Origin of the sequence: Rhizobium sp. BK538 (assembly GCF_014197575.1) — a bacterium.
In the GTDB taxonomy this organism is placed as follows: Bacteria; Pseudomonadota; Alphaproteobacteria; order Rhizobiales; family Rhizobiaceae; genus Rhizobium.
Map to the genome: position 1 here is coordinate 225,841 of NZ_JACIFT010000003.1, position 26,920 is coordinate 252,760.

Here is a 26,920-nt window from a genome sequence, read left to right on the forward strand (position 1 = left end):
GTTCGGGAGCTCGTTGCGACAATTGTTTACAGGACGTTTCAACGCTGCCATGTAGCACGGCGTCGGCAAGATTGGTTCCCTTTTCCACCAGCAGCACGTCAAATCCGCTTGCTGGTTGTGGGCACAACAAAAAACGGCTGCACGGATGCAGCCGTTTTCATGAAATCCGACCCAGGCGTTTCAGTTGTTGCCGAAGGCCGTTTGCAGCAGGCTCAGTTGAGCCTGAACGCTGTTCTGGTTATCGGGAACGATCGGGGCCTCGGCCGGGCGATAGATTTCGCGATCGAGCAGGGCAACGCGGTTCTGCAGGCGCAACGAGCGTTCGATCAGGTCGCGGAAGGATTCCGGCAGATCGCCCCAGCCCGGTGCGTTGCGATCGACGTTAAAGCCGTCGAGGCGAACCTTGTTCTTCTCCGCCAGAACCTGATCGCGCGACATCTCGCCATTGTTGACGGCTCGCTGCAGCAGCAGCCAGGAGGCCATCTGCATGAGGCGGGTGGTCAGGCGCATCGATTCTGCAGCATAAAGAACGGACGCCATGCGTGGCAGAACCTTCGAGGCTGCGCGGCCCTGGCCATCGAGGTAGGCGGCGGTTTCTTCAACCAGCGACATGCCTTCCGAATACAGTGCCTTGAACTGCGAGGATGCGGCAGCGCGACCTGCAAAACTGATTGTGTTCAATCCAAGCTCTGACATTTAAACAGTCCCTGTTGCACGCATCTACTTATGGTCAGGTAACATCAGCCGAAGGGAAAAGGGTTCTCCGGCCGCTCTTTATGCTTTTAAGATGGTAGCTTTAGCCGAATTGCGCAAGGCGTTTCTTAAGAAAGGGTTAACTTCCACAGTTTCATGGAAATGGTCCCCAGCGCAATAAAAAAGAAGAGCCGCAAAAGCGGCTCTCAAGGTAAAACAGGGAGAAAAATCAGACCAATTCACCGCATGGAAAACTGTCTGAGATCCAGAGAAGATCTGGATGAGTACAGTAATACCTTATAAGGCTTAATAGCCGCTTAAACCTGTCCCGGATTAACACTTTTCAAGCGCCAGTTTGCTGTAATAGCCCGCTGGCGAATTACGAGCGGAAGAGGCTTTCTGCCGCCGATCTTGTCGATGTCTTGCTGGTGGCCTCTGCTTCGATTCTCACGATCTCGGCTTTGAGCAGCTCGACGCGCGCTCGCAACTCGTCGACCGATAGGGTGGAGAGGTCGCAACCGATCTCGTGCGCAACCTTCTTCTGCGGCCGGCCTTCGTCGATAAAGCTCATCTGTAATCCTCCCTTGTCTGCCTCAGCTATATTTTAGGGCAGGATCGCCAGTTTCGGGAGTCTTGCTAGGTCCGGGGTTGGCAAGCGACATACTTTCGGGTGTCAGCGTTTGCGATGTGGCCGTCGGGATGGTCGTGTAGGCGTCGCGGTCGCCGACCGGAACGGCGGCACGCATGCGGCTGCGAATGATGGCATAGGCGGTGATCAGAACATGGGCGACCGCCGTCACCAGGAAGAGGGCGTGCGGGTTGATCATCGACATGACCGGGCCGCCGATGGTCGGGCCGATGATGGTGCCGATGCCGTAGAGGAGCAGCAATCCGCCTGATACCTTCACGAAGTCCTCGGCGGAAGCATAGTCGTTGGCATGTGCAACGGCGATGGGATAAAGCGTGTTGGCGACGGCGCCGTAGAGCACCACCAGACCGATGATGAAGTAGGGCGAGGAGGGCTGCAGGATCGCCAGCAGCAGCCCAGCGAGAGCAGCAATGGCAGACATTGCCGCAAGTACGTGGCGGCGGTCGATGCGATCGGAGAGGCGACCTGCCGGCAACTGCATCAGGGCACCGGCGAAAATGGTGGCGCTCATCATGATGGCGATGCTGGTATCGGAAAGGCCGGAGCCTGCGCCGAAGACCGCGCCCAGCGTACCATAGGCACCGTTGGCGATGCCGACGAGGAGAATGCCAAGGCAGGAGACGGGGGAGTTGCGGTAGAGGGCCGGCAGATCGAGCTTCACGGCCTTCAGCGGCTGCGGCGAAGCGGCGGTGGAGAGCGTCGTCGGAAGCATCGCGATGCAGTAGAAGATGCCGCAGATCATGAACAGGACAGGCGTGCGTACATCCTCCAGCGGGATCATCATCTGGCCCGCCACGACGCCGAAGAGCGTGATGGCGATATAGAGCGAGAAGATCGCGCCGCGGCTCTCGTTGGTGGCGCGCTCGTTCAGCCAGCTCTCGATGATCATCGACGTGCCGGCGGTCGCAAAGCCGGTGACGGCGCGCAACAGCACCCACCAGACCGGGTGGATGATGATGCCGCTGACGAGCGAGATAATTGCGATAATGGCAATGAAACCCGAAAAGGCGCGGACGTGGCCGACACGGCGCACCAGCTTCGGCGCGACGAGGCAGCCGATGACGAAGCCGGCTGCCCAGGACGTGCCGAGCAGGCCGAGAGTCGTCGTCGCATAGCCTTCCAGGTTGCCGCGCACAGGAAGCAGGATGCCCTGCAACCCGTTGCCCATGAAGAGAAAGAGCGTCCCGAAGAGAAGCGAGGCGACGGACAGCAGATTTCTTTTCATATAACCAGACTCTACGCGTTGAATGTCAAAGGTCATGTGGCGACACGCAGTGTCGCCCAGCCTCGAGAAGATTGATTGTGCCCCCAAATGCCGTTACGGCATGAATAAATGCAGTCGTGACGCGAAAAAATGTCCGTCCTGTGACATTCAGAAAAGATGGAAAAATAAAGACATGACGAAGCTGATCGCGCTGCTGCTCATCCTGGCGATGGCGATTCAGCTGATCAAGCCGCTGGGTGTTCCCGGGCTGCGACGACGCATGGATTTCTGGAAGATCGCGTTGATTGCCTTCGCCATTTGGGCGGTGGCGCTGATCGGGCGCGACCTTTTCGTCTAATACGAGACTTCGCCGCGCATGGCGGGCGTGCAACTGCCCGAGATCGTCACGTCTGTAACAATGCCGTTCTTCTTGATGACATCGATACCGATGCTGCTGCGGCGTCCCATCTCGACGCCTTGCTCGATGGTCAGCGAAACGTTCATGTTCGCATCCGGCTCGAGCGAAACGAGATAGGCGCCAAGTGCCGCCGAGGCGCTGCCGGTCGCCGGATCCTCCGGCACGTTATCGAGCGGCGCAAACATTCGTGCGCGGATCGTCCATGGTTCTTCTTGAGAGCGAACGTAGACGAACAGCGAGAAGTCGTGGTTGCCTTCGGCCGTCTGTCTGGCTGCATCCTGAAAATATGCAAGGTTTGGGCGGGCACGGCCGAGGGCGGCAAGATCTGCAAGTTCGGCAACGACGAAGCTCAGACCTACCGATGCGAGAACCGGTCGATGCTTTGCTAAGCGGATTTCTTGTGGCTCGATCGCGATGCAGCGGGCAACTGTCTGCTCAGGTATCGCGTTGCCGATGGCGAGCCGCTTCGGTGCGCGAATGGATGCCGACAGCACCTCATTGCCGCTGCGTTTCAAATCGACTTCGACGAGGCCGGCCTTCTCTTCGAAGCGCAGGCTATCGCCGACCGGTCGCCCGAAGACCTGACCCTGCTGGCCGAGCACATAGGCTGTTCCGACGTTCGGATGGCCTGCAAAGGGAACCTCCATGGTGGGCGTGAAGATGCGGACACGGGCGGTGTTTGCCGGATCTTCCGGCGGCAGCACGAAGGTCACCTCCGAATAGCCGAACTCGGCGGCGATGTTCTGCATGTCAGTATCGGCAAGCCCGCGTGCATCCGCCATCACAGCTAGCGGGTTGCCCTCGAAGCGGGTGGAGGTGAAGACATCGACGGTCGTGAAGGCAACGGTTTTCATTGTGGCTCCAAACTGGCTGATGCCACGATCTCTACCGACGATCCGCCGGCTGAAGAAGCGGAAAACTTGTCGCGGTTACAATGGAAAAAACCGGCCGCCTTGGCGACCGGTCTCTTCTGTTTCATCAGTCGAGAAGAGGCTTACGCGGCCTGCTCAAGGTCCTTCTTCCAGCTGCCCTTGGCGGCGAGGCTGTTCATTTCGGCGCGATGGGCAAAGGCGCGCTGGCCGGCGGCGACGTTTTCCGGCTTGCCGCCCCAGGCTTTCAGAGCCGTATCCTGCAGCGCGCGGCCGTAGGAGAAGGTGACAGCCCACGGCAGGTCGTAGCCGGAGTTGATTGCGGAAAGATGCGCCGTCGCTTCTTCGCTGGACTGGCCGCCGGAGAGGAAGGCAATGCCAGGGACGGCGGACGGAACGGTGCGCTTCAGCACCTCGACCGTGCGCTCGGCGACCTCGGCTACCGATGCCTTGCGAGCGTTCTTGCCATCAATGACCATGTTCGGCTTCAGGATCATGCCTTCGAGGCTGACGCGGGCGTCGGCCAGCTCTTCGAAGACAGTGCGCAGTGTCCACTCGGTGACTTCGGCGCAGCGATCAATGTTATGGTCGCCCGGCTTGCCGTCCATCAGGCATTCCGGCTCGACGATCGGCACGATGTTGGCCTGCTGGCACAGTGCTGCGTAGCGGGCGAGCGCGTGGGCATTGGCCTTCATGGAGCCCCAAGTCGGAAGCGTGGAGGAGATTGCGATCACGCCGCGCCACTTGGCGAAGCGGGCGCCTGCTTCATGGTACTTCGCCAGGCGGTCCGCCAGGCCGTCGAGGCCTTCGGTGATGGTTTCGCCCGGATAAGCCGCCATCGCCTTTGCGCCAATATCGACCTTGATGCCAGGAATGCTGTCAGCCGCGCGGATGATATCGACGAAGGGCGTGCCGTCTGCTGCCTTCTGGTGGAGGGTCTCTTCGTAGAGGATCACGCCGGAAATATACTGACGCATCGCGTCGTCCGTGCGGAACAGCATTTCGCGGTAGTCGCGACGGCTCGTTTCCGTCGATTCAAGTCCGATCGTATCGAACCGCTTACCGATCGTGGCTGTCGATTCATCTGCTGCAAGCAGCCCGCGGCCGCCAGCTACCATACGCACGGCAATGTCTTCCAAACGTTCGCTCATATCGTTCTCTCCACAGCAAAAAAATCGTCAACCAATAGATATAGGTCGCGGATAACAGAAGTTTATGGGTGGGAAAACGGCGGCAAAATTGTTTGAAACGTTTGAATTTTTTTTAATCGTTTGAAAGTTTGGGCTTTTGTATTCGTTGTGAGCAAAAGACCACGACGCTTTCGCGCCGCGGTCTATCTACATGTAAAATTTGTTAAATCTGCTTGTGCCGATTACTTGGCTTTGGCCAGGACGGCAACGCCGGGAAGTACTTTGCCCTCCATCCATTCGAGGAAGGCGCCGCCTGCAGTCGACACATAGCTGAAATCGTCGGCAACGCCGGCATGGTTCAGAGCCGAGACCGTGTCGCCGCCCCCGGCAACCGAGGTAAGCTTGCCGGCCTTGGTGCGCTCGGCCGCATATTTCGCTGCTGCAACTGTTGCCTTGTCGAACGGTTTGATTTCGAAAGCGCCGAGCGGGCCGTTCCAGACAAGCGTATTAGCGCGCTCGATCCAGGCCTTGATCGCCTCGATCGATTTTGGGCCGACGTCAAGCACCATCGCATCACTGGGGATTGCATCGATCGCGACCGTTTCATTGGCGGCGTTTGCCTTGAATTCGCGGGCAACGACGCCGTCTTCGGGAAGAATGATGGCGCAGCCGGCCGTGGCCGCTTCGATCATGATCTGCTTTGCGGTCTCTGCCAAATCATGCTCGCAGAGCGACTTGCCGACATTGGTGCCACGCGCGGCAATGAAGGTGTTCGCCATGCCGCCACCAATGACCAGTGCATCGACCTTCTTGACGAGGTTCATCAAGAGGTCGATCTTGGTCGAGACCTTGGCACCACCGACGATGGCGACGACGGGGCGGGCCGGGTTGCCGAGACCGCTTTCCAGCGCCTCAAGCTCGGCCTGCATCGTGCGGCCGGCATGGGCAGGAAGGTGATGCGCGAGACCTTCCGTCGAGGCATGCGCGCGGTGGGCGGCGGAGAACGCATCGTTGACGTAGATATCCCCATTTGCCGCAAGCGCCTTCACGAAGTCCGGGTCGTTCTTTTCCTCGCCCTTGTGGAAGCGGGTGTTCTCGAGAAGCAGGATGTCGCCGTCCTTCATCGATGCGACCGCGGCCGCCGCTGCATCGCCGATGACGTCGCTTGCGGTGGACACGGGGTGATCAAGCACCTCTTCGACCGACGGAGCGATCAGCGACAGCGAGAGGTCCGGCGACGGGCCGTCCTTGGGGCGACCGAAATGCGCGAGCAGGATGACCTTGGCGCCCTTCTGCGAGAGTTCCAAGATCGTCGGGGCAACGCGCTCGATGCGCGTGGTGTCGGTCACTTTGCCGTCTTTGACCGGAACATTGAGGTCAACGCGAACGAGGATACGCTTGCCGGCAATGTCGTTGAGGTCGTCGAGGGTCTTGAAGGAAGGCATGGAAAAGTCCGTTCGTTATTGCCCAAAGATGCGGGGACCATAGCAAGGATGACCGCAGACGCAAGGCGGTCATTGCGGGTTTTCATCGGCCCTGGCTGACGTCGCAGCGGCGGCTGCTTCCCGGTTCCTGCGACCCTTGAGACGGTCGCGGATACGGTCGATGATGTCGTGGAGATTGAGGAAGATCGGCAAGGCGGTGGCAGGCTCCAGAGCCTCGAGCGACATGCCGACCGAGGTAATGTGATCCTGGTCGTCGAGGTCGCGGACGATGAGGATGATGGAGCCGAGGCGCACCCTGTCGGCATAGTCGGCTTTGCCGCCCAGACGGTGTTTCATCAGCTCGGCGATCGTCAGGCCCTTCTCGGATTCGTTCAGCAGGCCTGGGCCATAGGCGGCGTCGAGATCGGCGGCCGGCCGGGCCGGAGACAGCGCGAAGGCGCCGAAGAAATCGGCATCGTCCTCCTCGACCGGCGCGCGGCTGGCAAAGAGCTTGTCGAGAAGCCGCGAATAGGAAGGAACGACGAAGAGATAGACGAGATCATTCTCGCGCAACCGGCCGGCATATTGGTAGCGCATTGACTTGCCGTCGCGGATGACGAGCGACGGCGTTGCCCAGCGCGGGATGCGCTCGCCGCGCAGCACCGGGCTGTCCTTGACGACGCGGTAGGATAGAAGCTCGTGGTTTGCTGCGCCAGGCAGATCGACTTCCACCTTGTCGACGGCGCCCATGCGCGGTGGGATGATGAGCCCAAGCTTCTTGGCGACCGGCTTGATGGTCCAGCCCTGCACCAGAAGCGAGACGAGCACGATGATGAAGGCGGTATTGAAATAGACCGGACCATTCTCCAGGCCGCCGAGAATAGGCATGATGGCGAGCAGGATCGAAACAGCACCGCGCAGACCGACCCACGCGACAAAGCCGATCTCCTGCTGCGTGTAGTCGAAAGGCAGCAGCGAGAGCCAGATGGCGAGCGGGCGCGCGATGAAGATCAGGAACAGGGCGAGCAGCACGGCGGGGATGGCGATCGCCGGAAACTGCGACGGGGTCGCCAGCAGGCCAAGGACGAGGAACATGATGATCTGGGCAAGCCAGGTCATGCCATCCTGGAAGCGCTTGATGGAGGCATAGCCCTGCAGCTTGCGATTGCCCGCGTAGATGCCGGCGACATAGACAGCGAGGAAGCCGCTACCGCCGACCGCGCCGGTAGCCGAGAAGACCAGCAGCGCCAGGGCCAGCACGAAGATCGGGGTCAGGCCACGATCGGTTTCCAGCTGGCTGACGATTAGCGAGATCATCATGCCGCCGAGCAGGCCGAGAATCACGCCGAGGCCCATTTGCTGCACGAACATGGCGAGCATGCCGATGTTGATGCCGTGGTAGCGTTCGCCGCTGGCCAGAATCTCGACGAGGGCGATGGTCAGGAAGATCGCCATCGGGTCGTTGGTTCCGGATTCCACTTCCAGCGTCGAGCGGACCTTGTCGCGAATGTTGATGCCGCCGATGCGCAGCAAGAAGAAGACGGCGGCTGCATCGGTCGAGGCGACGATTGAGCCAAGCAGCAGGCCCTCTAGCCAAGTGAAATTCAGCAGCCACATGGCTGCGACGCCAATGAGTGCCGCCGTCATCAGGACGCCGACCGAGGCGAGCGTCAGAGAGGGCACCGCGGCAAGCTTAAAAGCTTGCACCGGCGTTCCGAAGCCGGAGTCGAACAAGATGACAGCAAGCGCGATGGAGCCGAGGATATAGGCGAGATAATTGTTGGTGAACTCGATCCCGAGACCATCCGTTCCCGCAAGCAGGCCGATCGCCAGAAAGAGCAGCAGCAGGGGAGCGCCGAAGCGGAAGGCGAGCAGGCTGGAGAATGCGGCCAGAAGCACGAGCGTCGTCGATACCAGTACGACGATGTAGAACGCTTCCATGCCTGTCCCCTTACCCACAATTCAATGCAGACCGCCCCCGGTCCCGCAGCCCATTTCTGATCGCCCTTTCGTGGTCACTCAAGCCCGCTATGAGTAAACGGCAAAACAAGCAGGATGGGTAGACCTTGCGGTCAAACCCGTGCTGTTTTGCGGCTTCATGCTGCTGTTTTGGCGTGCCGGACGGCAAAGCCGGATGAGCGCTCGCGAAGGAGCTATGAATCGAGTGTATGAGCAAATCGGGCGATAGCAGGGCAGAAGCCGCGCTCTAGCGCTTTTCCTCGCAATCAGTGATGGCCACAAGAGCCGCGCCGGGCTTCAGCAGGCGCGCTTCTAGAGCGCTCGCTTATCTGATCGCTACGGCTCAGGCGTCGTCGCCCTCATCGTCCCGGTCTTCGGCGATGTCGGAAATCGGGACCAGAAAGACGACAAATTCATCGTCGATGGTGCGCTCCGGATCGTCGTCGAACTCGTAGGCGTGTTCGACTTCGCTTGCCTCTTCGGCAGTCGCCTTGCGCAGCGTGAGCATGGTGGCCCCATCCCAAACCGGCTTGCCCTGCGATTGCAGGACCGTCAGGTCCTCGCGAAAATCCTCGGCCTCGAAGAAATTCTTGGCATCATCGGCATTCTCGGAGCGAAAACTTGCGATCGCTTGTCCGCCGATCTCGATCGTAAAGTAGTCCATCAAATTCTCTTTCGCTTCTGTGCAGTCTGCCTTCGATGGACAGTACGGTGATCGGCCGGGCCGCGCCAGTCCTATCGTTCTCAGGGAGCGGATTATCGAGGCCCCATGACGCGTGTGGACGCCATCAGCGGCTGCCCTTCGGCGATCTGCTTCGAACTGCGCCCGCCAACGACGCTCAAGCTCAACACGCTCGCGACCATAAGGAAAACGATGATCGTCATGAGAATTTTCATGGGTAAATCCGCCAGCCATTCATCCGGCATTTTCTTGTGGCTATGACGCTAGTCAGTTTGGCGCCAAAAGAAAAGCGGCCCGGTTACCCGAGCCGCTTTCGACGATTTATCTCGCGATGCTTTTAGATGAGCTTTGCGAAAGCAACGGCGGTGTCGGACATGCGGCTGGAGAAGCCCCACTCGTTGTCGTACCAGGACAGGACACGCACGAAGTTGCCTTCCATGACCTTCGTCTGATCAGTTGCGAAGATCGAGGAGTGGCTGTCGTGGTTGAAGTCGCGGGAAACGAGCGGCTCGTCGGTGTAGCCGAGGATGCCCTTGAGCTTGCCGTTTGCTGCAGCCTTGATCGCTTCGTTGATTTCGCCGACGGTCGTTGCCTTCTTGGCGACGAACTTGAAGTCGACGACCGAGACGTTCGGGGTCGGAACGCGGATCGAGGTGCCGTCGAGCTTGCCCTTCAGATGCGGCAGGACGAGGCCAACGGCCTTCGCAGCGCCCGTCGACGTCGGGATCATCGACAAAGCCGCAGCGCGGGCGCGATAAAGATCCTTGTGCATCGTGTCGAGCGTCGGCTGGTCGCCGGTGTAGGAGTGGATGGTGGTCATGAAGCCGTGATCGATGCCGACAGCGTCATCGAGAACCTTCACGACCGGCACGAGGCAATTCGTCGTGCAGGACGCGTTGGAGATGACCAGGTGGTCCTTGGTCAGCTGGTCGTGGTTGACGCCGAAAACGACGGTCAGGTCGGCACCGTCGGCAGGAGCCGAGACGATGACGCGCTTGGCGCCGGCCGCCAGATGGAGGGCCGCCTTGTCGCGAGCGGTAAAGATGCCGGTGCACTCCATCGCGATGTCGACGCCGAGTTCCTTGTGCGGCAGCGTTGCCGGGTCCTTGATCGCCGTCACCTTTATCGGCTTGCCACCGCCTACAGTGATCGTGTCGCCCTCAACCTTTACCTCGGCCGGGAACTTGCCGTGGATTGAATCGTAGCGCAGTAGGTGGGCGTTGGTCTCGACCGGGCCGAGGTCGTTGATGGCAACGACTTCGATGTCGGTGCGGCCGGACTCAACGATAGCGCGGAGAACGTTACGGCCGATGCGGCCGAAGCCGTTGATGGCAACCTTTACAGTCATGTGCATTCACTCCCTAGAGATGGGGCTTGCGGATTGAGATGGAGAGCGCCTGAGCGCTCCCTTTAGCGCTCAGGCGCATATGACGCGCGATGGACGCTATAGTACTTGGAAACTGCGCATAATCCTTTCTTCAAATCGGAGCCGATTTGAAGGGTTATGCGCTGAGTTTTGCTTCTGCGGCAGCGACCACGGCGTCCGCGGTGATGCCGAAATGCTTGAAGACGTCCTTGGCCGGGCCGGACGCGCCGAAGCCCTTCATGCCGACGAAAGTGCCTTCCGGCCCGATGAAGGCATCCCAGCCTTCGCGGACGGCAGCTTCGACGGCGATCTTGACCGGCGAGTTGCCGATGACTTCCTTGCGGTAAGCGTCCGGCTGCTCGAAGAATAGTTCCGTGCAGGGGACTGAGACGACACGGACGCTGACGCCCTTGGCTTCGAGCGTTGCACGGGCGGCAACGGCGAGCTCAACCTCGGAGCCCGAAGCGAAGATCGTCACCTTTGCGTCGGCCTTGCCGGCGAGCGTGTAGGCGCCCAGTTCGCAAAGATTCTTCTCGCTGTACTCGGTGCGCACCGTCGTCAGGTTCTGGCGGGTGAGTGCGAGTGCGGACGGATGGTTCTTCGCCTTGATGGCAATCTGCCAGCACTCGGCCGTTTCGGTGGCGTCGGCCGGGCGGAAGACCTGCAGGTTCGGAACTGCGCGCAGGCCGGCGATCTGTTCGACCGGCTGGTGGGTCGGGCCGTCTTCGCCGACGCCGATCGAGTCATGCGTCAGGACGTGTACCACGCGGATGCCCATGAGAGCTGCCAGACGGATCGGGGGGCGGCAATAGTCCGAGAAGATCAGGAAACCGCCACCATAAGGAATAAGACCGCCATGCAGCGCGATGCCGTTCATGGCCGAAGCCATGCCGTGCTCGCGGATGCCCCAGTGCATGTAGCGACCGGCAAAATCCGTCGGCGTGATCGAATGCATCTGGCTGGTCTTGGTGTTGTTGGACGGCGTCAGGTCGGCCGAGCCGCCAAGCGTTTCCGGCAGGAGGCCGTTGATGACCTCAAGCGCGTCTTCCGAAGCCTTGCGGGTGGCGATCGTCGGCTTGGTTTCGACGAGCTTCTTCTTGTAGGCGCTGATCGCGGCATCGAAGCCTTCCGGCAGGTTGCCGGCGAAGCGGCGGCTGAACTCAGCCTTGTGCGCGGACTTGGCGAGCCCGTCTTCCCACGACTTGACGAGGTCAACAGAACGGCTGCCGGCAGTGCGCCATGCATCGAGAACGTCGGAGGGAACGACGAAGGGCTCGTATTCCCAGTTCAGCGCCTTGCGGGTGGCTGCGATTTCTTCGGCGCCGAGCGGGTTGCCGTGGACCTTGTGGGTGCCCTGTTTGTTCGGGGCGCCGAAGCCGATGATCGTCTTGCAGGCGATGAAGGTCGGACGGTCGGACTTGTGGGCGGCTTCGATGGCAGCGGCGATGGCAGCCTGGTCGTGACCGTCGACCTCGATCGTGTTCCAGTGGACGGCCTTGAACCGGGCAATCTGGTCGGTCGAGTCCGACAGCGAGACGGCGCCGTCGATGGTGATCGAGTTATTATCCCAGAAGAGAACGAGCTTGTTCAGCTTCAGGTGGCCGGCGAGCGCGATCGCTTCATGGCTGATGCCTTCCATCAGGCAGCCGTCACCGCAGATGGCGTAGGTGTAATGGTCCTGAAGCTCAGAGCCGAATTCATCGCGTAGCTTGCGCTCGGCGATCGCCATGCCAACGGCGTTTGCAATGCCCTGGCCGAGCGGGCCGGTGGTCGTTTCGATGCCGGTCGCGTGGCCGTATTCCGGATGGCCGGCGGTCTTGGAGCCAATCTGACGGAACTGCTTCAGGTCCTCGATCGTCATGTCGGGGTAGCCGGTCAAATAGAGCAGCGAGTACAGCAGCATCGAGCCGTGGCCGGCCGACAGTACGAAGCGGTCACGGTTCGGCCAATGCGGCTTCTTCGGGTCAAACCGCAGATACTTGGTAAACAGAATCGTCGCCACGTCGGCCATGCCCATCGGCATGCCGGGATGCCCGGAATTGGCCTTTTCGACTGCATCCATGGCGAGGAAACGGATTGCATTTGCCATCCGGTCGTTTTGTTCAGGGGAGGTCATGGCTATTCCACGGGTTCCGTTGTCGGGGGATGGCCTCAAGCCTGTGGAGACCATCAATGAGAGCGGGTGACACATAGCAGTTGGAACGGCCAAGTCAACAAATGGAAGGCGCCCCAAAGGCCTCTCCAATCGATTTTAGACATTTGACCATCAGTTTTTACAAAAGTTGAACGGTGCCGCTGCCGGTAGTTTGATTTTCGTCATCCACAGAATAGGTCGGCAGCCGCGGCGCCGGCTTTATTGACGCACCGTTGGCGAGGTGCGTATCCTTTTGGAAATACTGGATCGGTCTCGGGCGCCGATTCGCGGGTCTTGTGCGGGGAACCGGAAGAGACATGACGCCTACAGGCAAAATCATGGAAGCAGCACTTAACGAGCTGCGGCAAGCAATCTCGGGGCTCGAGAACGCAGTTGAGATGCGTATCGAGCACCAACGAGAGCAAGGCGAGATCGAAGGCGAGGTTCGCCGTATTCATGCCGATCGCTCGAAGCTTGCCCAGGAGCTGGATCAGGCCGAGTTCCGCGCGAACCGGCTCGAGGAAGTCAATCGCGAGGTCTCGCGGCGGTTGGTAACGGCCATGGAGACGATCCGCGCGGTTCTGGACCGATAGAAAGGCGCGGCACATGGCGCAGGTAACTGTTACGATCGACGGCAAGGCCTATCGCATGGCCTGCGAGGAAGGGCAGGAAGATCACCTGACAGACCTCGCGACGCGCTTCGACAACTACGTCGGCCATCTCAAGGGCCAGTTCGGCGAAATCGGCGACCTTCGCATTACCGTGATGGCAGGCATCATGGTCATGGACGAAATTTCGGAGCTGAACCGCCGCGTCGCGGATCTCGAATCCGAACTGGGCACCCTGCGCAATACCAGCGACACTGTGTTGGCGGCGAATGCCCGCACTGAAGAGAGTCTTGCCGCGGCGCTTGGAGAGGTGACGAGCCGTATCCGCGGCATTACCGACAAGCTGAACGGCAGGGCGCCCGCCGAGCTCAATTAAATAAGGGCGGCCTCCCAGGCCCTCTGGCGCGCCGCGGAATTCGGCCTTATATATCGGAATGCGGTCTGCGCCTCTCGACAGGAACCACAATCCCTGGGGCCATACTCGATCCAAAGGGAGCTGTCCCTGACCAGGCTCGTGGGCCTGGACACACGGTGCCCACCTACGTTTGTAGGCGCCCAGGATCGTAAACATCCATCGGTTGCCGTGGATCGCACTTTGCTTTCTACCCCCTTTCGTGCTGTGCTGCTGGCGCAACGCAGATGTGACGCACACTTCACTTGCTTGCAGCGATCCGAATGCTAATTTCCGGAATTATATCGATTTAGTTTCCAGGAGATTTCAGATGCAGCTTGGCATGGTGGGTTTGGGCCGCATGGGCAACTACATGGTCCAGCGATTGATGCGCGATGGCCATGAATGCGTCGTCTACGACGCCAAGCCGGAAAGCGTTGCCGATCTCGTCGGCAAGGGGGCCGTCGGCAGTGCCTCGCTTGAAGAGTTCGTCTCGAAGCTGTCGCGGCCACGCGCTGTCTGGCTGATGTTGCCGGCAGCCATCACCGATAAGGTCATTGCCCAGCTTCTGCCGCTGCTGCACGACGATGATATCATCATCGACGGCGGCAACTCATACTATCATGACGATATCCGGCGTGGTGCCGAACTGATCACCAAGGGCATCCACTATGTTGATGTTGGTACCAGTGGCGGTGTCTTCGGCCTGGAACGTGGCTATTGCCTGATGATCGGTGGCGAGAAAGGGATCGTTCAGTCTCTGTCGCCGATCTTTGCGTCTCTGGCGCCGGGGCAGGGGGACATCGCTCCTTCCGCGGGTCGTAGTGCGCATCCAGATAGCACTGCGGAGCAGGGCTATCTTCATTGCGGTCCGCACGGCGCCGGGCACTTCGTCAAGATGGTGCACAATGGCATCGAGTATGGCCTAATGGCCGCCTATGCCGAGGGGCTGAATATCCTGAAGCATGCCAATGTCGGTGCGGTCACGCACGAGGTCGACGCCGAAACCGCACCTTTGGCGCATCCCGAATACTATCGCTACGATCTCAATTTGCCTGATATTGCCGAAGTGTGGCGCCGCGGCAGCGTCATTACGTCGTGGCTGCTCGATCTGACGGCCGACGCGCTGCATGCGGATCCCGTCCTCACGAAGTATACCGGCCGCGTTTCCGATTCCGGCGAGGGCCGCTGGACGATCATGGCTGCGATCGATGAAAGTGTGCCGACGCCGGTACTGAGCGCCGCGCTCCACGGCCGATTCTCGTCGCGCGACAATGACGAGTTCGCCAACAAGGTGCTCTCGGCGATGCGTGCGGGCTTCGGCGGCCACGTCGAGAAGCCAAAGGCATAGAGCCGCGATCCCTTGCTATTAATTAAGCCCGCGCAGCGTCATCTGCGCGGGCTTTTCTTTCATACAGCACGATATATTGTTGAGAGATCGTATCGGGGGCAAGGAAGATGGGTTTCGCAATTGGGGCACGTGGGATGTTGCAGCGGCTGATATCGGCGGTGTTCCTGCTTGCCGTCGCGGGGGCTGCTGTCGCCCAAACTGCCACTCCTCCTTCGGTCCCCCCTGCAACCACCGCAGCTCAACCACCGGCGGAAGTTCGGCAGATGCTCGAGCTGATGCAAACGCGGCAGGTGAAAGAGTGGATGGCGACCCAAATGAAGGCGGCGCCGACTGCCACCCAGACAGAAGCTGGCGAAATGTCGGCGCTCTCGGAACTCGTCGGTCACGCCCGCCGCCATGTCGAAATGGTCTCCGATGCCGCAATGGAGCTTCCCGGTGAAGTCGAGTCCGCTTCTGATATCGTCGAGCGTGAGGTTGCGCCGACCGGTTGGGTGCTGATAACGACGAAAGTCATTGCCCTCTTTCTGACCGGAGCGGTTGTCGAGCTGCTGTTCCGTCTGGTCGTGCCGAAGCCGCGAATCCGACGGACCGACGACGAAGTCGTCACCGTTGCCCATCACGCTACAGCAAACCTGCTTTATCGCATTGTCCCGGCAATCGTCTTTTCCATGGCGACATTGGTACCTTTGCTTGCTTTCAACTGGCCGCCTGTCACGCGATCCATGGCCATCGCGATTGCGATCGCGCTCGTGGTTGCCCGCTTTACCATCGCGTTCGGACGGCTCCTAGTCGCCCTTGCCACCTTGCCGCGCGCGGATGGCGAGCGCCAGATTTCGCGAGCCCAGGCCCTTTTCTGGTTCCGGCGTTGCGCGCTCTTCGTGATTTACTTCGCGTTCGGCTGGGCAGCGATCCAATTGATGGTGCCGCTTGGCTTTTCCGAAGGCGCGCGCTACTTCGTCGCCTACATCCTCGGTATCGGACTGTTTGCCATCGCGGTCGAGGCAGTCTGGTCCCGCCCGGTTGAGGAGGGACAGCATCGTAGCATCGGCGTTTCCTGGGGACTGACGCTCTATTTCGCTCTGCTCTGGATTCTCTGGGTTTCGGGGTTCAACCTACTGCTGTGGCTCGGGATTTATGCCGTGCTTTTGCCGCGCGCACTTTCCGTCGCAACGCTGGCGGTTCGTTCCTTGCATCAGGCGGAGGCAGGCTTTCTCGCCGGGCGCCGGATCGCTACCGTGCTGCTTGACCGCGGTGTTCGCGCGCTCATCATCACAGCTGCAGCCTTCTGGTTCGGTCGCATGATCGGGCTCGTGGCCGACCGGATGGCTGCGGGAGAGACCATGATCGACCGCCTTGCCCGTGGTGCGATCGGCGGCATCGTCATCCTGCTGGCTGCCGATTTGTTGTGGCACCTGGCGCGTGCCTACATCAACGGCAAGCTCGATGACTCTCGTATCGAAGGCGCGATGACGGACGAGGAGAGGGCCAGCCGCGCCCGCCTGCAAACCTTGTTGCCGATTTTCCGCAATATTCTCGCCGTCGTTATCGCGGTTATTGCTGTTCTCATGGTGCTCTCGGGCCTGGGTGTCCAGATCGGTCCGCTGATTGCGGGCGCCGGCGTGGTCGGCGTTGCCGTCGGTTTCGGGGCGCAGACCATCGTGAAGGACGTCATCAGCGGCATGTTCTATCTTTGGGACGATGCCTTTCGCGTCGGCGAGTATATCGAGAGCGGCAGCCACAAGGGCGTCGTCGAGGCCTTCAGCCTGCGTTCGGTGCGGCTGCGGCATCACCGTGGGCCGCTGACGACGGTGCCCTTCGGCGAACTCGGCGCGGTCAAGAACCTCAACCGTGACTGGACCATCGATAAGATCACCCTCAACGTGACCTACGACACCGACCTTGTGAAGGCGAAGAAGGTGATCAAGCAGATCGGGCAGCAGTTGCTGGATAATCCCGATTACAGCCCGCACATCATCGAAACACTGAAGATGAAGGGCGTTGAACAGTTCGGCGAGTTTGCGATCGTCATCCGGCTGGCAATGATGACCAAGCCCGGCGAACAGTTCGTCATCCGCCGCAATGCGTTGGCCATGATCCGCAATGCCTTCAAGGAAAACGGCATCGAATTTGCTGTGCCGACGGTGCAGGTTTCCAGCGAAGGGCACGAGGCTGAGGCACACGCCGCCGCCGCCCGTCACCTTTCGCAACGCCCAAGTTCGGATGAGCCTGCAGTGTAGCGTCCGACGTGCTTGCTGTCGGATCAAGCCGACCTCGCGCAATCCTCCTATTGCCGCCCCAGCCTTGTCAACGTTACGAAATTGCAATGTGCGCGGGCGCGCCCTGCGCCAAATTTGCCCCAATTGGAGATGAAGCAGGCGACAACGGTGGGTCAGGGCGGGGCAGGCTACGCATTCATAGAGCTTGCGGGCCGCCCATGTTACGTGTTTCGAACATGATTCCCACCAAACTGGAATATTGCGACGGTACGAGATGTCGGGACACGGCAAGTTGGAAGAAATCGAAGACGCCGACGAATCTTCGGTGCGTGGATTGTTCAGACGCTATCGCGCGCTCCTGACGGCATTGGCGACACTCGCGCTGTTCTGTCTCGTTGGCTTTGCGATTGTGCAGCTGACGAACGAGGTGCGTTACGACGATGTGGTTCAGGCGCTGGCTGACACCAAGGTCAGCTCGATCGTGCTTGCGCTGGTCTTCACGGGCCTGAGCTTCCTCGCCCTTGTCTTCTATGACGTGAACGCCATCGAATATGTTGGCCGCAAGCTGCCGTTTCCACAGGTGGCGCTGACCGGCTTCAGTGCCTATGCGGTCGGCAACACGGCAGGTTTTGGCGCACTGAGCGGCGGTGCAATCCGATATCGCGCCTATTCGCGCCTCGGCTTGACGCCTGAGGAGATCGGCCGGGTCATTGCATTCGTGACGCTGTCGTTCGGGCTCGGGCTTGCAGGGGTCGCGGCAATCGCGCTCCTGATCATTGCTGATGAAATCGCGCCACTGATCAATGTCGGTAGCCTCACTCTCAGGCTGTTGGCCGGTGCCGTCATCGCGGGCCTTGGCGTCATCATGTTCATGGGGCGCGACGGGCGGGCGATCCACCTTGGGCCGATCGAGATCCGACTGCCGGACTCGCGTACTTGGTCGCGGCAGTTTCTGGTCACCGCCTTCGACATCGCCGCCTCGGCGACCGTCCTCTATGTGCTGCTGCCGCAGGCGGCGATCAGCTGGCCGGTGTTCCTGGCCGTCTATGCGATTGCTGTCGGCCTTGGCGTCTTGAGTCACGTGCCAGCCGGTCTCGGCGTGTTCGAGACCGTTATCATCGCCTCGCTCGGCAGTGCTGTGAACATCGATGCGGTGCTTGGCTCGCTGGTGCTCTATCGCCTGATCTATCATGTTCTGCCGCTGTTGATCGCCGTCCTTGCGGTGTCGGCGACCGAGCTTCGCCGATTTGCGGATCACCCGGTTGCGTCAGGCATCCGGCGGATTGGCATCCGGTTGATGCCGCAGTTGCTCTCGACGCTGTCGCTGCTCCTCGGCGTCATGCTGGTCTTCTCGAGCGTGACGCCGACGCCGGACCAGAACCTCGAGTTTCTTGCGAACTATCTGCCGCTGCCGATCGTCGAAGGCGCGCATTTCCTGTCGAGCATTCTGGGGCTGGCGTTGGTCGTTGCCGCACGAGGCCTCGGCCAGAAGCTCGACGGCGCCTGGTGGGTATCCATCCTGTCGGCCGCAGCGGCGTTGACGCTATCTCTGCTGAAGGCGATTGCGCTGGTCGAGGCATGTTTCCTCGGCTTCCTGATTTTCGGCCTCTTCGTCAGCCGTCGACTGTTCCGCAGACATGCGTCCCTTCTCAACCAGACGCTGACGGCATCGTGGCTAACGGCCATCGCCGTCATCTGCGTCGGTGCGATCGTGATCCTGCTCTTCGTCTACCGCGACGTCGAGTACAGCAGCGAGCTCTGGTGGCAGTTCGAATTCGCCGATGAAGCGCCACGTGGTCTGCGTGCTGTGCTCGGCATCTCCATCATTTCCTCGGCGATTGCGATCTTCAGCCTCCTTCGTCCGGTGGCGGTCAAACCGGAGCCCGCGTCAACGGATGCCTTGCAGCGGGCGGTGGACATCGTCGAGAAGCAGCGCTTCGCCGACGCCAATCTGGTGCGCATGGGCGACAAGAGCATCATGTTTTCCGAGAAAGGCGACGCCTTCATCATGTACGGCAGGCAGGGGCGATCGTGGATCGCTCTTTTCGATCCGATCGGCGAGCGCAGCGCCATTCCAGAGCTGGTCTGGCGTTTCGTGGAGTCCGCGCGAGCCGCCGGCTGCCGCGCGGTCTTTTACCAGATCTCGCCGGCGCTTCTTTCCCACTGTGCCGATGCGGGCCTGCGCGCGTTCAAACTGGGTGAGCTTGCCGTCGCCGATCTGAAGACTTTCGAGATGAAGGGCGGCAAGTGGGCAAACCTGCGGCAAACCGCGAGCCGCGCGCAGCGTGACGGCCTTGAATTCGAGGTGATCGCGCCGGAAAACGTTCCCGCTGCGATGGATGCGCTTGCCGCGGTCTCGAATGCCTGGCTCGAGGATCACAATGCCAAGGAGAAGGGCTTCTCCCTCGGTGCGTTCGATCCTGACTATATCGTTGCCCAGCCGGTTGGCATCCTGAAGCGTGAAGGCAGGATTGTCGCCTTCGCCAATATCCTGATAACGGCAGCGAAGGACGAGGGGACCATCGACTTGATGCGGTTCTCACCGGATGCGCCGAAGGGGGCGATGGACTTCCTCTTCGTCCAGATCATGGAATACCTGCGCGACCAGGGATTTTCGCATTTCAATCTCGGCATGGCGCCGCTCTCGGGCATGTCGAAGCGCGAGATGGCACCGGTATGGGACCGCATCGGCAGCACTGTCTTCGAGCACGGCGAGCGGTTTTATAACTTCAAGGGCCTCAGGGCTTTCAAATCAAAGTTTCATCCGCAATGGCATCCGCGATATCTTGCGGTTTCGGGTGGAGGCAATCCGATGCTCGCTCTGATGGACGCAACATTCCTGATCGGCGGCGGATTGAGAGGGGTAGTGAGGAAATGATGAAAAGACACCTTCTTGCAGCCGTCTGCGCCCTGTCACTGTCCGTTCCGGCTGCAATGGCGGCGACCGAGACGACGCAGAGCTTTGAGACCGGGCTTATCCCTTCTCCGCATATCTTCCTGCCCGATGGCGACGTGAAAGGGGCCGTCGTGCTGATATCGGATGACGCCGGCTGGGGCGACAACGAAAAGGCGGAGGCCGACCGGCTCGTCGAACAAGGGGCCGTCGTCATCGGCATCGACTTCGCCTCCTACATGGAAGCGCTGAGGAACTACGACGTCAGCCAGAATGATGGCTGCATCTACATGGTGTCCGATATTGAATCGCTGAGCCAGCAGGTCCAGCGCGCGGCTGGTAACAGCGCATACCATCTGCCGATCGTGGCCGGCGTCGGCGAGGGCGGCGCGCTGGCACTTGCGATTGCTGCGCAGACCCCCGATGCGACCATCGGCCAAACGCTGGTGATCGATCCGGTTGCGGGCATCCCGCTTACCAAGGAGCTCTGCACGCCGGCGAAGAAGCAGACGGTCGGCGATCGCATGATCTATGGGCTTAGCGACACATCGTTGCCGGACCCGATCATCGCGTCGTTCACGGCATCAGCAAACAAGGACGGTCGCGCGCATGTCGAGGAGCTCAAGAAGCAGCATTCCGACATCGAGATTCGCGACTCCGGCGATGATGCGCAGACCACGCTTGGCGACACGCTCTCGGACCTGATCGACGCCTCCGGCAGTGCCGACAATCCGCTCGGCCTGCCGCTCACCATTCTGGATGCCAAGCCGGCCTTCGATACGATGGCGATCATTTACTCCGGTGACGGCGGCTGGCGCGACATCGATAAGGAGGTCGGTGCGGCGCTGCAGAAGCAGGGCGTCCCTGTGGTCGGCGTCGACTCGCTTCATTATTTCTGGTCGGAACGGGAGCCGCAGCAAACGGCAGACGATCTCAGCAAGATTATCGAGCTTTATCGCAAGCAGTGGAAGGTGAAGCACGTTTTGCTCATCGGCTATTCCTTCGGCGCCGACGTCGTGCCTGCCGCCTATTCACGTCTGAAGCCTGCCGCCAAGGCGGCTATCGCGCAGATGTCGCTGCTGTCCCTCTCGCACGAGGTGGATTACCAGATCTCCGTCATGGGATGGCTCGGCCAGAAGACCGAAGGTGCCGGTGGCGACCCGGTTGATGACCTGAAGAAGGTCGATCCGAAGATCGTCCAGTGCATCTACGGAAAGGAAGATGACGACGAGGTGGCTTGCCCTGATCTGAAGGACAGCGGTGTGGATGTGATCGCCCTTGCCGGCGACCACCACTTTGATGAGAACTATGAGCTCCTAAGCAAGACGATCATCGACGGGCTGAAGGCGCGACTGCAGGACTAGAGCGCATCGTTCCCTTCACAGGTTAGCGCATCAAATAGTCTTCACTCCAGCCGAGAGCGGCGAGATCGCCGCTCCGGAAGCGACCATCGTCTGCAACGATGAATTCGTCGAGCTGTGGCGGCGGCACGCTCGTTCCCGCCAGCATCGCGTGAACCTGGCCGCGATGATGCGTCTGATGCTGGAACAGATGGTTCAAAACGTCTTCCATCCGCTCGCGCTGGATGCGTTCGCTGCGATGGATCTCGGTCACCGACGCCAGCTTTTCCGGGGTGGCGGCTTCGCAGAGCGCGACCAGCCGACGATCGACTTTGGCCTGCTCGGCTGCAAGCTTTGCGATATCGTCGAACGGTTCCTCGACGTCCCAGGCGGCAGGCCCAAGCCTGCCGCCTTCGAGCGCATCGATGTAAAACCAGTCGACCGTCAGAATATGGTTGAGTGTCGCCTTGATCGACGGAAAGAAGCTTACCCGCGCAGCCTCGAACTCTCCCGGCAGCAACCGGCCGCAAGCCTCATGCAGCCGGTGGTTCGCAAGCGCATTGTTAAAGGCAAGTTTGCGGGCGGTCCTGCAGGGGTCGAACGTCGGCATCAGATAACTCCCTTCTTGACCGGGCCACCCGCAAGCGTCAGTCGTCTTCCTGGAACAAACGAAACTGCGCCGCTTCGAGATCCTTCGGGGGCTGCATGCCGAGATGCTTCCAGGCGGTCGCCGTCAGAACGCGGCCGCGTGGGGTACGCTGGATGAAGCCCTGCTGAATCATGTAAGGCTCGATGATGTCCTCGATCGCATCGCGCGGTTCGGAGAGCCCCGCGGCGATGGTCTCGATTCCAACGGGGCCGCCGCCGAAATTGACCGCGATCATGTTGAGATAACGCTTGTCGAGCTGGTCGAGGCCCATATTGTCGACGAGCAGCCGCGTCAACGCCTCGTCGGCAATCTCGCGGGTGACGGCCTCGGCCTTCGCCACTTCGGCGAAATCGCGCACGCGGCGTAACAGGCGACCGGCAATACGCGGCGTGCCGCGGGCGCGACGGGCGATTTCCCGCGCACCCTCATCGGTCATGGGAAGGTTCATCAGGCGCGCGCCGCGCCGCACGATCAGCTCCAGTTCCTCGACGGTGTAGAAGCTAAGACGGACGGGAATGCCGAAACGGTCGCGCAGCGGCGTGGTCAAAAGGCCGAGACGCGTCGTTGCCGCGACGAGGGTGAATTTCGACAGGTCGATCTTGACCGAGCGCGCGGCAGGGCCTTCGCCGATGATGAGATCGAGCTGGAAATCCTCCATCGCGGGATAAAGGATTTCCTCGACAGCCGGGTTGAGGCGGTGGATTTCGTCGATGAAGAGCACGTCGCGCTCCTCGAGATTGGTCAGAAGGGCAGCAAGATCACCTGCCTTGGCGATAACCGGGCCGGAGGTGGAGCGGAAATTGACGCCGAGTTCCTTCGCCATGATCTGCGCAAGCGTTGTCTTGCCGAGGCCGGGCGGGCCGACGAAAAGCACATGGTCGAGTGCTTCGCCGCGATTCTTCGCCGCCTCTATGAAGACCTTCAGATTCGCACGCGCCTCCGCCTGGCCGGTGAACTCATCAAGCGATTGCGGCCGCAGCGTCACATCCAGGTCCTCTCCTCGCTTTTCCGAGGATATCAGGCGCGCGGCTTCACTCATGCTGACATTTCCCAATCTTCAAACGCTCGTGACCAATACACCAAGCCAGCGGCTTTGACACCCGCCTGGGCAGAGGGATCAGCGAGCCAATTCCTTCAACCCGAGCCGGATGAGCTTCGCGCTGTCAGCGCCTTCACCGGCGGTTTTCATCGCTGCGGCAACGGCGTTGGCCGCCTGATCACGCGAATAACCGAGGTTTGTCAGCGCGGAAACCGCGTCCGCGACCGGGGCGGCGGCGACGCCTTCGCCGAGCTCCTGCTTGAGGCCGATGGTGCCGGAGGCTTCGCCTGCGAAGGCCGGCGCCTTATTCTTAAGTTCGGTGACGATGCGCACGGCAACCTTGGGGCCAACACCCTGGGCGCGCGAGACGGCCGTACGATCCTGCAGCGCGATGGCGTTGGCAAGTTCGCTCGGGGGCAGCGTCGACAGCACGGCGAGAGCCACCTTCGCACCAACCCCCTGAACGCTTTGCAGAAGATTGAACCATTCCCTCTCCAGGGCGGTCATGAAACCGAAGAGTTTCAATTGGTCTTCGCGAACGTAGGTCTCAATGAAGAGCACGCAGGCCTCGCCCACCGAACCGAGGCGGGACAGGGTGCGCGCCGAGCAGAAGGCGACGTAGCAGACGCCGTGGACATCAACGAGGACATAGTCGTCGCCGATTTCTTCGATGGTGCCTTTAAGCTTGCCGATCATGCATTTGGTCCGTGTGGGTTCTCAGTGAAGATTAGCCGGCAAGCGCTGCCTGCCGCATGCGGCTGCTACCGCGGTTGTGAGCATGGCAGATGGCGATCGCCAGCGCGTCGGCCGCGTCGTCGCCTTTGAATTCGACCTTCGGCATCAGGATCTTCAGCATCATGTGGATCTGTTTCTTCTCGCCGTGGCCGACGCCGATGACCGCCTTCTTGACGGCGTTCGGGGCATATTCGGCAACCGGCAGGCCGGCGCGAGCGGGGACGAGCATTGCAATGCCACGGGCCTGGCCGAGCTTCAGCGTCGCAACGGCATCCTTGTTGACGAAAGTTTGTTCGACGGCAGCCTCATCCGGCTGGTAGCTATGCACGACATCCGCCAATCCATCGTGCAGTTGGCAAAGGCGCGAGGCTAGATCCATGTCTCCGTCCGAGGTCACCGTGCCGGATGCGACAAAGCGCAAGGAGTTGCCGAGCGTGTCGATAATTCCCCAGCCCGTGCGGCGCAGGCCCGGATCGACGCCGATGATGCGAATCGTATTTTGCATGCTTCACCCTATTGCAGTCACGAAATAACTGCCATCGATAAGTGAACAAAACAAAAACATTCGTTGTTTTTCAGGGCGGCTGTTTACGGCAATTTAAGCTCCATAGCCGACTTTGAACCATAAAATGTCAGAGGAGCTCCCTTCCACAGAAGGCAAGGCTCCCGTGTTCTGTTTACAGGTCAACCGGTCGGACGTTCCGCGTTCTGCCGGCATGTGCCGTTCCGGAAGGGTTCATCGTTCATGGTTCAGAGATTTCAATCCCTGTCCTTCAAGGTCATCGCTACCTTCATTCTGCTCACCGCGCTCTCGATTGCGGTCATCAACGTTCTCGCTTACTTCGCCAGCAGCCGTATTTCCGGCGAACAGGCCCTCAAGGCAAAGGAGAGCGTCCTGATCTTCCGCGGCGACATGCTGCAGGATCAGCTGAAGCAACTGGAAAACCAGGCAAACTCGATTGCGCGCATCGAAGCGCTGCAGATGTCGATCACGAGCCTGAAGAGCGGCTGGAAGACCATCGAGAAGACGTCGGGCGATACCCGCGCCGAATTGAAGAAGGTGTTCATTACCAACAATCCGAACCCGGCCGACCAGCGCGAGAAGCTGATGAAGCCGGAGGCGCCAAGCGGCTTCTACTATTCCAACCATGAGACGACGCAGAGCGAAGTGGCTCGGGACCTCGAAAACACCGCCTTCAGCGACCTGCTGATTGCCGATCTCGACGGGAACGTCCTCTACTCCTACAAGAAGAACGACGATTTCGCCGAAAACCTGAAGACCGATGCCTGGAAGTCGACCGGCGCCGGTCTCGCCTTCGCCAAGGCGATCGAGAACACCGCGAAGGCGACGGATGATTCCGCCCCCACGGGCTTCTCCGGTCTTCGCGTCGATGCCGCAAGCGGCAGGTCGGCAATCTTCTATGCCGTGCCGATCGTCAAGCTCGGCGCCGCGAAGGGCGTGATGCTCTTCAAGGTGCGCGAAGACATCATTACCAGCATTCTCGCCAAGGGCATCGTGGCCGACAGCACGGCGCAGGCGGCAATCATCTCGGATGACGGCTCGGCGATTGGCGTCAACGCGACCGGCCAGCTCGTGACGCTCGATACCGCGCCTTTCACATTCGCGAAGGACGCGTTGTCGGCAAAGGGCATGACGGTCGACGACTTCGATCGCGCCGATGGCTCGGCGCGAGCCTATGTCCGCGGCATCGATTATAAGGGTTCGCGCTTCCTCGTCGTGGAAAGCGTGCGCCTCAGCGAGCTTAACGCCGGCTCCTTGGAAATCGCCACTCTGCTGACGATGATCGCGTTCGGTGTCCTCGTCGTCATGGCCGTTGCGACGTGGGCAATCACCAAATTGCTCTTCTCGCCGCTTGCTCGCCTTGCCGGCGCCACCCGCGATGTTGCCGATGGCAATCTGGAAGTCGAGATCGGTAGCCAGAACCGCGGCGACGAAATCGGCACGATGGCCAAGGCCTTGGCGCGGTTCAAGCAGTCGCTGGTCGAAAGCCGCGAGCTCGAAGCTGCCAGCAACGAAACGCGAGCGCGCGCGGAACGGGATCGCCAGCAACATATGGCCGAGCGCGAGGCTGAGGCCCGGACACTGCAGGAGGTCGTTCAAGCGATCGACGAGGGTCTGCACCATCTTGCCAATGGCGATCTTGCCTATCAGATCGAGACGCGCTTCCCGAACGAACTCGAAAGCCTTCGCGTCAATTTCAATGAAGCCTTGGCGGTGCTCAGCGAAACGATGACGGCAATCGGCGGCAACTCCATGGCGGTGCGTGCGGGCTCCGAGGAAATGCGCACCGGTGCCGATGAGCTGGCCGGCCGCACCGAGCGCCAGGCCGCCTCGATCACCGAGACTGCAAACGCCATCGATGCAATCACCCAGTCGGTCCGCGTTCAGATCGAGCGTGCCGAACAGGCCGAACGGATCGCCCGTGACGCCAAGCGGGAGACGACCGGCTCCAGCCAGATCATGCGCGAGACGGTTGCCGCGATGGAGGCGATCCAGGCCTCGTCGCGCCAGATCAATTCGATCATCGCCGTTATCGATGCGATTGCCTTCCAGACCAACCTTTTGGCGCTCAATGCCGGCGTCGAGGCAGCGCGCGCAGGCGAATCCGGCAAGGGCTTTGCAGTCGTCGCCATGGAAGTGCGTGAACTGGCGCAGCGTTCATCGAGCGCTGCAAAGGAGATCGCGAGCCTGCTGCAAAAGTCCACGCATGAGGTGGAAATGGGCGTATCCCTCGTCGAGCGTGCCGGCGACGCGCTGACCGGGATCGGCAGCCATGTCGAGGCGATCAACGGCCAGATCAGCGAGATCATGGAAACGACCCGCGAGGAAGCCGACACGCTGCGCCAGATCAACACGGCGGTATCCGAACTGGAGGCGATGACGCAGCAGAACGCTGCCATGGTCGAGGAAACAACGGCAGCGATTCACCGGCTAGCCACCGAAGCGGTCGAAATGGACCGTCAGCTGGCGAATTTTACGCTGACGCAGGCGCACCAGAGTGCTGCGGTGCACGTCCTTAGACGTCGGGCCTGAGCAGGTCGATTGGCAGAGTGAACGAAAGGGCCGGGAGACCGGCCCTCTTTCTTTTCCGAGTTGTTTGGAATGGGCGGCATCCAGACCTACATAAACCTGTCCTTTCAACGACCGA

General features: G+C 60.6%; 23 protein-coding genes and 1 other RNA gene. 9 read left to right on the top strand and 15 right to left on the bottom strand.

Annotation, left to right across the window (positions count from 1 at the left end; genetic code table 11):
- Positions 1-180: 180 nt before the first annotated feature.
- The 3 genes from FHX09_RS05195 to FHX09_RS05205 form a co-directional block, all read right to left on the bottom strand.
- A complete protein-coding gene (locus FHX09_RS05195; RefSeq protein WP_007802538.1) occupies positions 181-696 on the bottom strand; it encodes a DUF1465 family protein in 516 nt (171 codons plus the stop codon).
- Between the two features lie 376 nt (positions 697-1,072).
- A complete protein-coding gene (locus FHX09_RS05200; protein WP_007802539.1) occupies positions 1,073-1,264 on the bottom strand; it encodes a DUF1192 domain-containing protein in 192 nt (63 codons plus the stop codon).
- 22 nt (positions 1,265-1,286) lie between these two features.
- On the bottom strand, positions 1,287-2,567 hold the full coding sequence (locus FHX09_RS05205) for an MFS transporter (RefSeq protein WP_007802542.1): 1,281 nt from the start codon (positions 2,565-2,567) through the stop codon (positions 1,287-1,289).
- A gap of 172 nt (positions 2,568-2,739) precedes the next feature.
- On the opposite strand from FHX09_RS05205, the gene FHX09_RS05210 reads away from it, so the two are divergent.
- Entirely contained in the window at positions 2,740-2,904 is a 165-nt protein-coding gene (locus FHX09_RS05210) for a hypothetical protein (protein ID WP_007802544.1), read from the top strand.
- On the opposite strand, the gene FHX09_RS05215 is transcribed toward FHX09_RS05210, so the two are convergent.
- The 8 genes from FHX09_RS05215 to tkt form a co-directional block, all read right to left on the bottom strand.
- Entirely contained in the window at positions 2,901-3,818 is a 918-nt protein-coding gene (locus FHX09_RS05215) for a PhzF family phenazine biosynthesis protein (RefSeq protein WP_132589217.1), read from the bottom strand. The two genes, FHX09_RS05210 and FHX09_RS05215, sit on opposite strands and share 4 nt — an antisense overlap.
- Positions 3,819-3,958: 140 nt before the next feature.
- Complete coding sequence (locus tag FHX09_RS05220; RefSeq protein ID WP_132589218.1) at positions 3,959-4,984, bottom strand: class I fructose-bisphosphate aldolase; 1,026 nt, start codon at positions 4,982-4,984, stop codon at positions 3,959-3,961.
- A gap of 221 nt (positions 4,985-5,205) precedes the next feature.
- On the bottom strand, positions 5,206-6,408 hold the full coding sequence (locus FHX09_RS05225; RefSeq protein WP_183719470.1) for a phosphoglycerate kinase: 1,203 nt from the start codon (positions 6,406-6,408) through the stop codon (positions 5,206-5,208).
- Positions 6,409-6,477: 69 nt separating this feature from the next.
- On the bottom strand, positions 6,478-8,328 hold the full coding sequence (locus FHX09_RS05230) for a potassium/proton antiporter (RefSeq protein ID WP_132589220.1): 1,851 nt from the start codon (positions 8,326-8,328) through the stop codon (positions 6,478-6,480).
- Between the two features lie 361 nt (positions 8,329-8,689).
- Positions 8,690-9,010 carry a hypothetical protein gene (locus FHX09_RS05235; RefSeq protein ID WP_007802556.1) on the bottom strand — a complete coding sequence of 107 codons (321 nt, stop codon included), beginning with the start codon at positions 9,008-9,010 and terminating at the stop codon, positions 8,690-8,692.
- A gap of 92 nt (positions 9,011-9,102) precedes the next feature.
- Complete coding sequence (locus FHX09_RS05240; RefSeq protein WP_007802558.1) at positions 9,103-9,243, bottom strand: hypothetical protein; 141 nt, start codon at positions 9,241-9,243, stop codon at positions 9,103-9,105.
- 122 nt (positions 9,244-9,365) lie between these two features.
- Complete coding sequence (gene gap / locus FHX09_RS05245) at positions 9,366-10,376, bottom strand: type I glyceraldehyde-3-phosphate dehydrogenase (RefSeq protein ID WP_007802560.1); 1,011 nt, start codon at positions 10,374-10,376, stop codon at positions 9,366-9,368.
- Positions 10,377-10,530: 154 nt separating this feature from the next.
- Positions 10,531-12,510, bottom strand: coding sequence for a transketolase (gene tkt / locus FHX09_RS05250; protein ID WP_183719468.1), 1,980 nt, complete (start codon positions 12,508-12,510; stop codon positions 10,531-10,533).
- 335 nt (positions 12,511-12,845) lie between these two features.
- On the opposite strand from tkt, the gene FHX09_RS05255 reads away from it, so the two are divergent.
- From FHX09_RS05255 to FHX09_RS05285, 7 genes are all read left to right on the top strand, one after another.
- Positions 12,846-13,121, top strand: a complete 276-nt coding sequence (locus tag FHX09_RS05255) for a DUF4164 domain-containing protein (protein ID WP_024315384.1) — start codon at positions 12,846-12,848, stop codon at positions 13,119-13,121.
- A 13-nt stretch (positions 13,122-13,134) separates the two neighbouring features.
- On the top strand, positions 13,135-13,512 hold the full coding sequence (locus FHX09_RS05260; protein WP_007802567.1) for a cell division protein ZapA: 378 nt from the start codon (positions 13,135-13,137) through the stop codon (positions 13,510-13,512).
- Positions 13,513-13,571: 59 nt separating this feature from the next.
- Positions 13,572-13,730, top strand: a non-coding RNA gene (gene ssrS, locus FHX09_RS05265) — 6S RNA.
- A gap of 128 nt (positions 13,731-13,858) precedes the next feature.
- Positions 13,859-14,878 carry a phosphogluconate dehydrogenase (NAD(+)-dependent, decarboxylating) gene (gnd, locus tag FHX09_RS05270; RefSeq protein ID WP_007802569.1) on the top strand — a complete coding sequence of 340 codons (1,020 nt, stop codon included), beginning with the start codon at positions 13,859-13,861 and terminating at the stop codon, positions 14,876-14,878.
- 107 nt (positions 14,879-14,985) lie between these two features.
- Complete coding sequence (locus FHX09_RS05275) at positions 14,986-17,115, top strand: mechanosensitive ion channel family protein (RefSeq protein ID WP_183719466.1); 2,130 nt, start codon at positions 14,986-14,988, stop codon at positions 17,113-17,115.
- Between the two features lie 253 nt (positions 17,116-17,368).
- Complete coding sequence (mprF, locus tag FHX09_RS05280) at positions 17,369-19,972, top strand: bifunctional lysylphosphatidylglycerol flippase/synthetase MprF (RefSeq protein WP_184449380.1); 2,604 nt, start codon at positions 17,369-17,371, stop codon at positions 19,970-19,972.
- Entirely contained in the window at positions 19,969-21,351 is a 1,383-nt protein-coding gene (locus tag FHX09_RS05285; protein ID WP_165933072.1) for a virulence factor family protein, read from the top strand. The genes mprF and FHX09_RS05285 overlap by 4 nt, the downstream gene beginning before the upstream one ends.
- 22 nt (positions 21,352-21,373) lie before the next feature.
- Here the strand turns inward: FHX09_RS05285 and FHX09_RS05290 are convergent, their stop codons facing one another.
- From FHX09_RS05290 to ruvC, 4 genes are all read right to left on the bottom strand, one after another.
- A complete protein-coding gene (locus FHX09_RS05290; RefSeq protein ID WP_184449382.1) occupies positions 21,374-21,937 on the bottom strand; it encodes a DinB family protein in 564 nt (187 codons plus the stop codon).
- A 37-nt stretch (positions 21,938-21,974) separates the two neighbouring features.
- Positions 21,975-23,015, bottom strand: a complete 1,041-nt coding sequence (gene ruvB, locus FHX09_RS05295) for a Holliday junction branch migration DNA helicase RuvB (protein WP_007802580.1) — start codon at positions 23,013-23,015, stop codon at positions 21,975-21,977.
- A 78-nt stretch (positions 23,016-23,093) separates the two neighbouring features.
- A complete protein-coding gene (ruvA, locus tag FHX09_RS05300) occupies positions 23,094-23,711 on the bottom strand; it encodes a Holliday junction branch migration protein RuvA (protein WP_007802582.1) in 618 nt (205 codons plus the stop codon).
- 31 nt (positions 23,712-23,742) lie between these two features.
- Positions 23,743-24,255: a crossover junction endodeoxyribonuclease RuvC gene (ruvC, locus tag FHX09_RS05305; protein ID WP_007802584.1), complete on the bottom strand. Its 513-nt coding sequence runs from the start codon at positions 24,253-24,255 to the stop codon at positions 23,743-23,745.
- A gap of 240 nt (positions 24,256-24,495) precedes the next feature.
- Between ruvC and FHX09_RS05310 the strand changes: the two genes are divergently transcribed.
- On the top strand, positions 24,496-26,805 hold the full coding sequence (locus FHX09_RS05310) for a methyl-accepting chemotaxis protein (protein ID WP_132594195.1): 2,310 nt from the start codon (positions 24,496-24,498) through the stop codon (positions 26,803-26,805).
- Positions 26,806-26,920: the final 115 nt, after the last annotated feature.

What these genes read in the sequence shown, in the direction of transcription:
- FHX09_RS05285 (WP_165933072.1), top strand. Translation starts at nt 19,969, where the DNA reads ATGATGAAAAGACACCTTCTTGCAGCCGTCTGCGCCCTGTCACTGTCC.
- FHX09_RS05290 (WP_184449382.1), bottom strand. Translation starts at nt 21,937, where the DNA reads ATGCCGACGTTCGACCCCTGCAGGACCGCCCGCAAACTTGCCTTTAAC.
- FHX09_RS05200 (WP_007802539.1), bottom strand. Translation starts at nt 1,264, where the DNA reads ATGAGCTTTATCGACGAAGGCCGGCCGCAGAAGAAGGTTGCGCACGAG.
- ruvA (WP_007802582.1), bottom strand. Translation starts at nt 23,711, where the DNA reads ATGATCGGCAAGCTTAAAGGCACCATCGAAGAAATCGGCGACGACTAT.
- gap (WP_007802560.1), bottom strand. Translation starts at nt 10,376, where the DNA reads ATGACTGTAAAGGTTGCCATCAACGGCTTCGGCCGCATCGGCCGTAAC.
- ruvC (WP_007802584.1), bottom strand. Translation starts at nt 24,255, where the DNA reads ATGCAAAATACGATTCGCATCATCGGCGTCGATCCGGGCCTGCGCCGC.
- FHX09_RS05235 (WP_007802556.1), bottom strand. Translation starts at nt 9,010, where the DNA reads ATGGACTACTTTACGATCGAGATCGGCGGACAAGCGATCGCAAGTTTT.
- FHX09_RS05240 (WP_007802558.1), bottom strand. Translation starts at nt 9,243, where the DNA reads ATGAAAATTCTCATGACGATCATCGTTTTCCTTATGGTCGCGAGCGTG.
- FHX09_RS05230 (WP_132589220.1), bottom strand. Translation starts at nt 8,328, where the DNA reads ATGGAAGCGTTCTACATCGTCGTACTGGTATCGACGACGCTCGTGCTT.
- FHX09_RS05260 (WP_007802567.1), top strand. Translation starts at nt 13,135, where the DNA reads ATGGCGCAGGTAACTGTTACGATCGACGGCAAGGCCTATCGCATGGCC.
- FHX09_RS05255 (WP_024315384.1), top strand. Translation starts at nt 12,846, where the DNA reads ATGACGCCTACAGGCAAAATCATGGAAGCAGCACTTAACGAGCTGCGG.
- ruvB (WP_007802580.1), bottom strand. Translation starts at nt 23,015, where the DNA reads ATGAGTGAAGCCGCGCGCCTGATATCCTCGGAAAAGCGAGGAGAGGAC.
- FHX09_RS05215 (WP_132589217.1), bottom strand. Translation starts at nt 3,818, where the DNA reads ATGAAAACCGTTGCCTTCACGACCGTCGATGTCTTCACCTCCACCCGC.
- FHX09_RS05275 (WP_183719466.1), top strand. Translation starts at nt 14,986, where the DNA reads ATGGGTTTCGCAATTGGGGCACGTGGGATGTTGCAGCGGCTGATATCG.
- tkt (WP_183719468.1), bottom strand. Translation starts at nt 12,510, where the DNA reads ATGACCTCCCCTGAACAAAACGACCGGATGGCAAATGCAATCCGTTTC.
- FHX09_RS05195 (WP_007802538.1), bottom strand. Translation starts at nt 696, where the DNA reads ATGTCAGAGCTTGGATTGAACACAATCAGTTTTGCAGGTCGCGCTGCC.
- FHX09_RS05225 (WP_183719470.1), bottom strand. Translation starts at nt 6,408, where the DNA reads ATGCCTTCCTTCAAGACCCTCGACGACCTCAACGACATTGCCGGCAAG.
- FHX09_RS05210 (WP_007802544.1), top strand. Translation starts at nt 2,740, where the DNA reads ATGACGAAGCTGATCGCGCTGCTGCTCATCCTGGCGATGGCGATTCAG.
- FHX09_RS05205 (WP_007802542.1), bottom strand. Translation starts at nt 2,567, where the DNA reads ATGAAAAGAAATCTGCTGTCCGTCGCCTCGCTTCTCTTCGGGACGCTC.
- FHX09_RS05220 (WP_132589218.1), bottom strand. Translation starts at nt 4,984, where the DNA reads ATGAGCGAACGTTTGGAAGACATTGCCGTGCGTATGGTAGCTGGCGGC.
- mprF (WP_184449380.1), top strand. Translation starts at nt 17,369, where the DNA reads ATGTCGGGACACGGCAAGTTGGAAGAAATCGAAGACGCCGACGAATCT.
- gnd (WP_007802569.1), top strand. Translation starts at nt 13,859, where the DNA reads ATGCAGCTTGGCATGGTGGGTTTGGGCCGCATGGGCAACTACATGGTC.
- FHX09_RS05310 (WP_132594195.1), top strand. Translation starts at nt 24,496, where the DNA reads ATGGTTCAGAGATTTCAATCCCTGTCCTTCAAGGTCATCGCTACCTTC.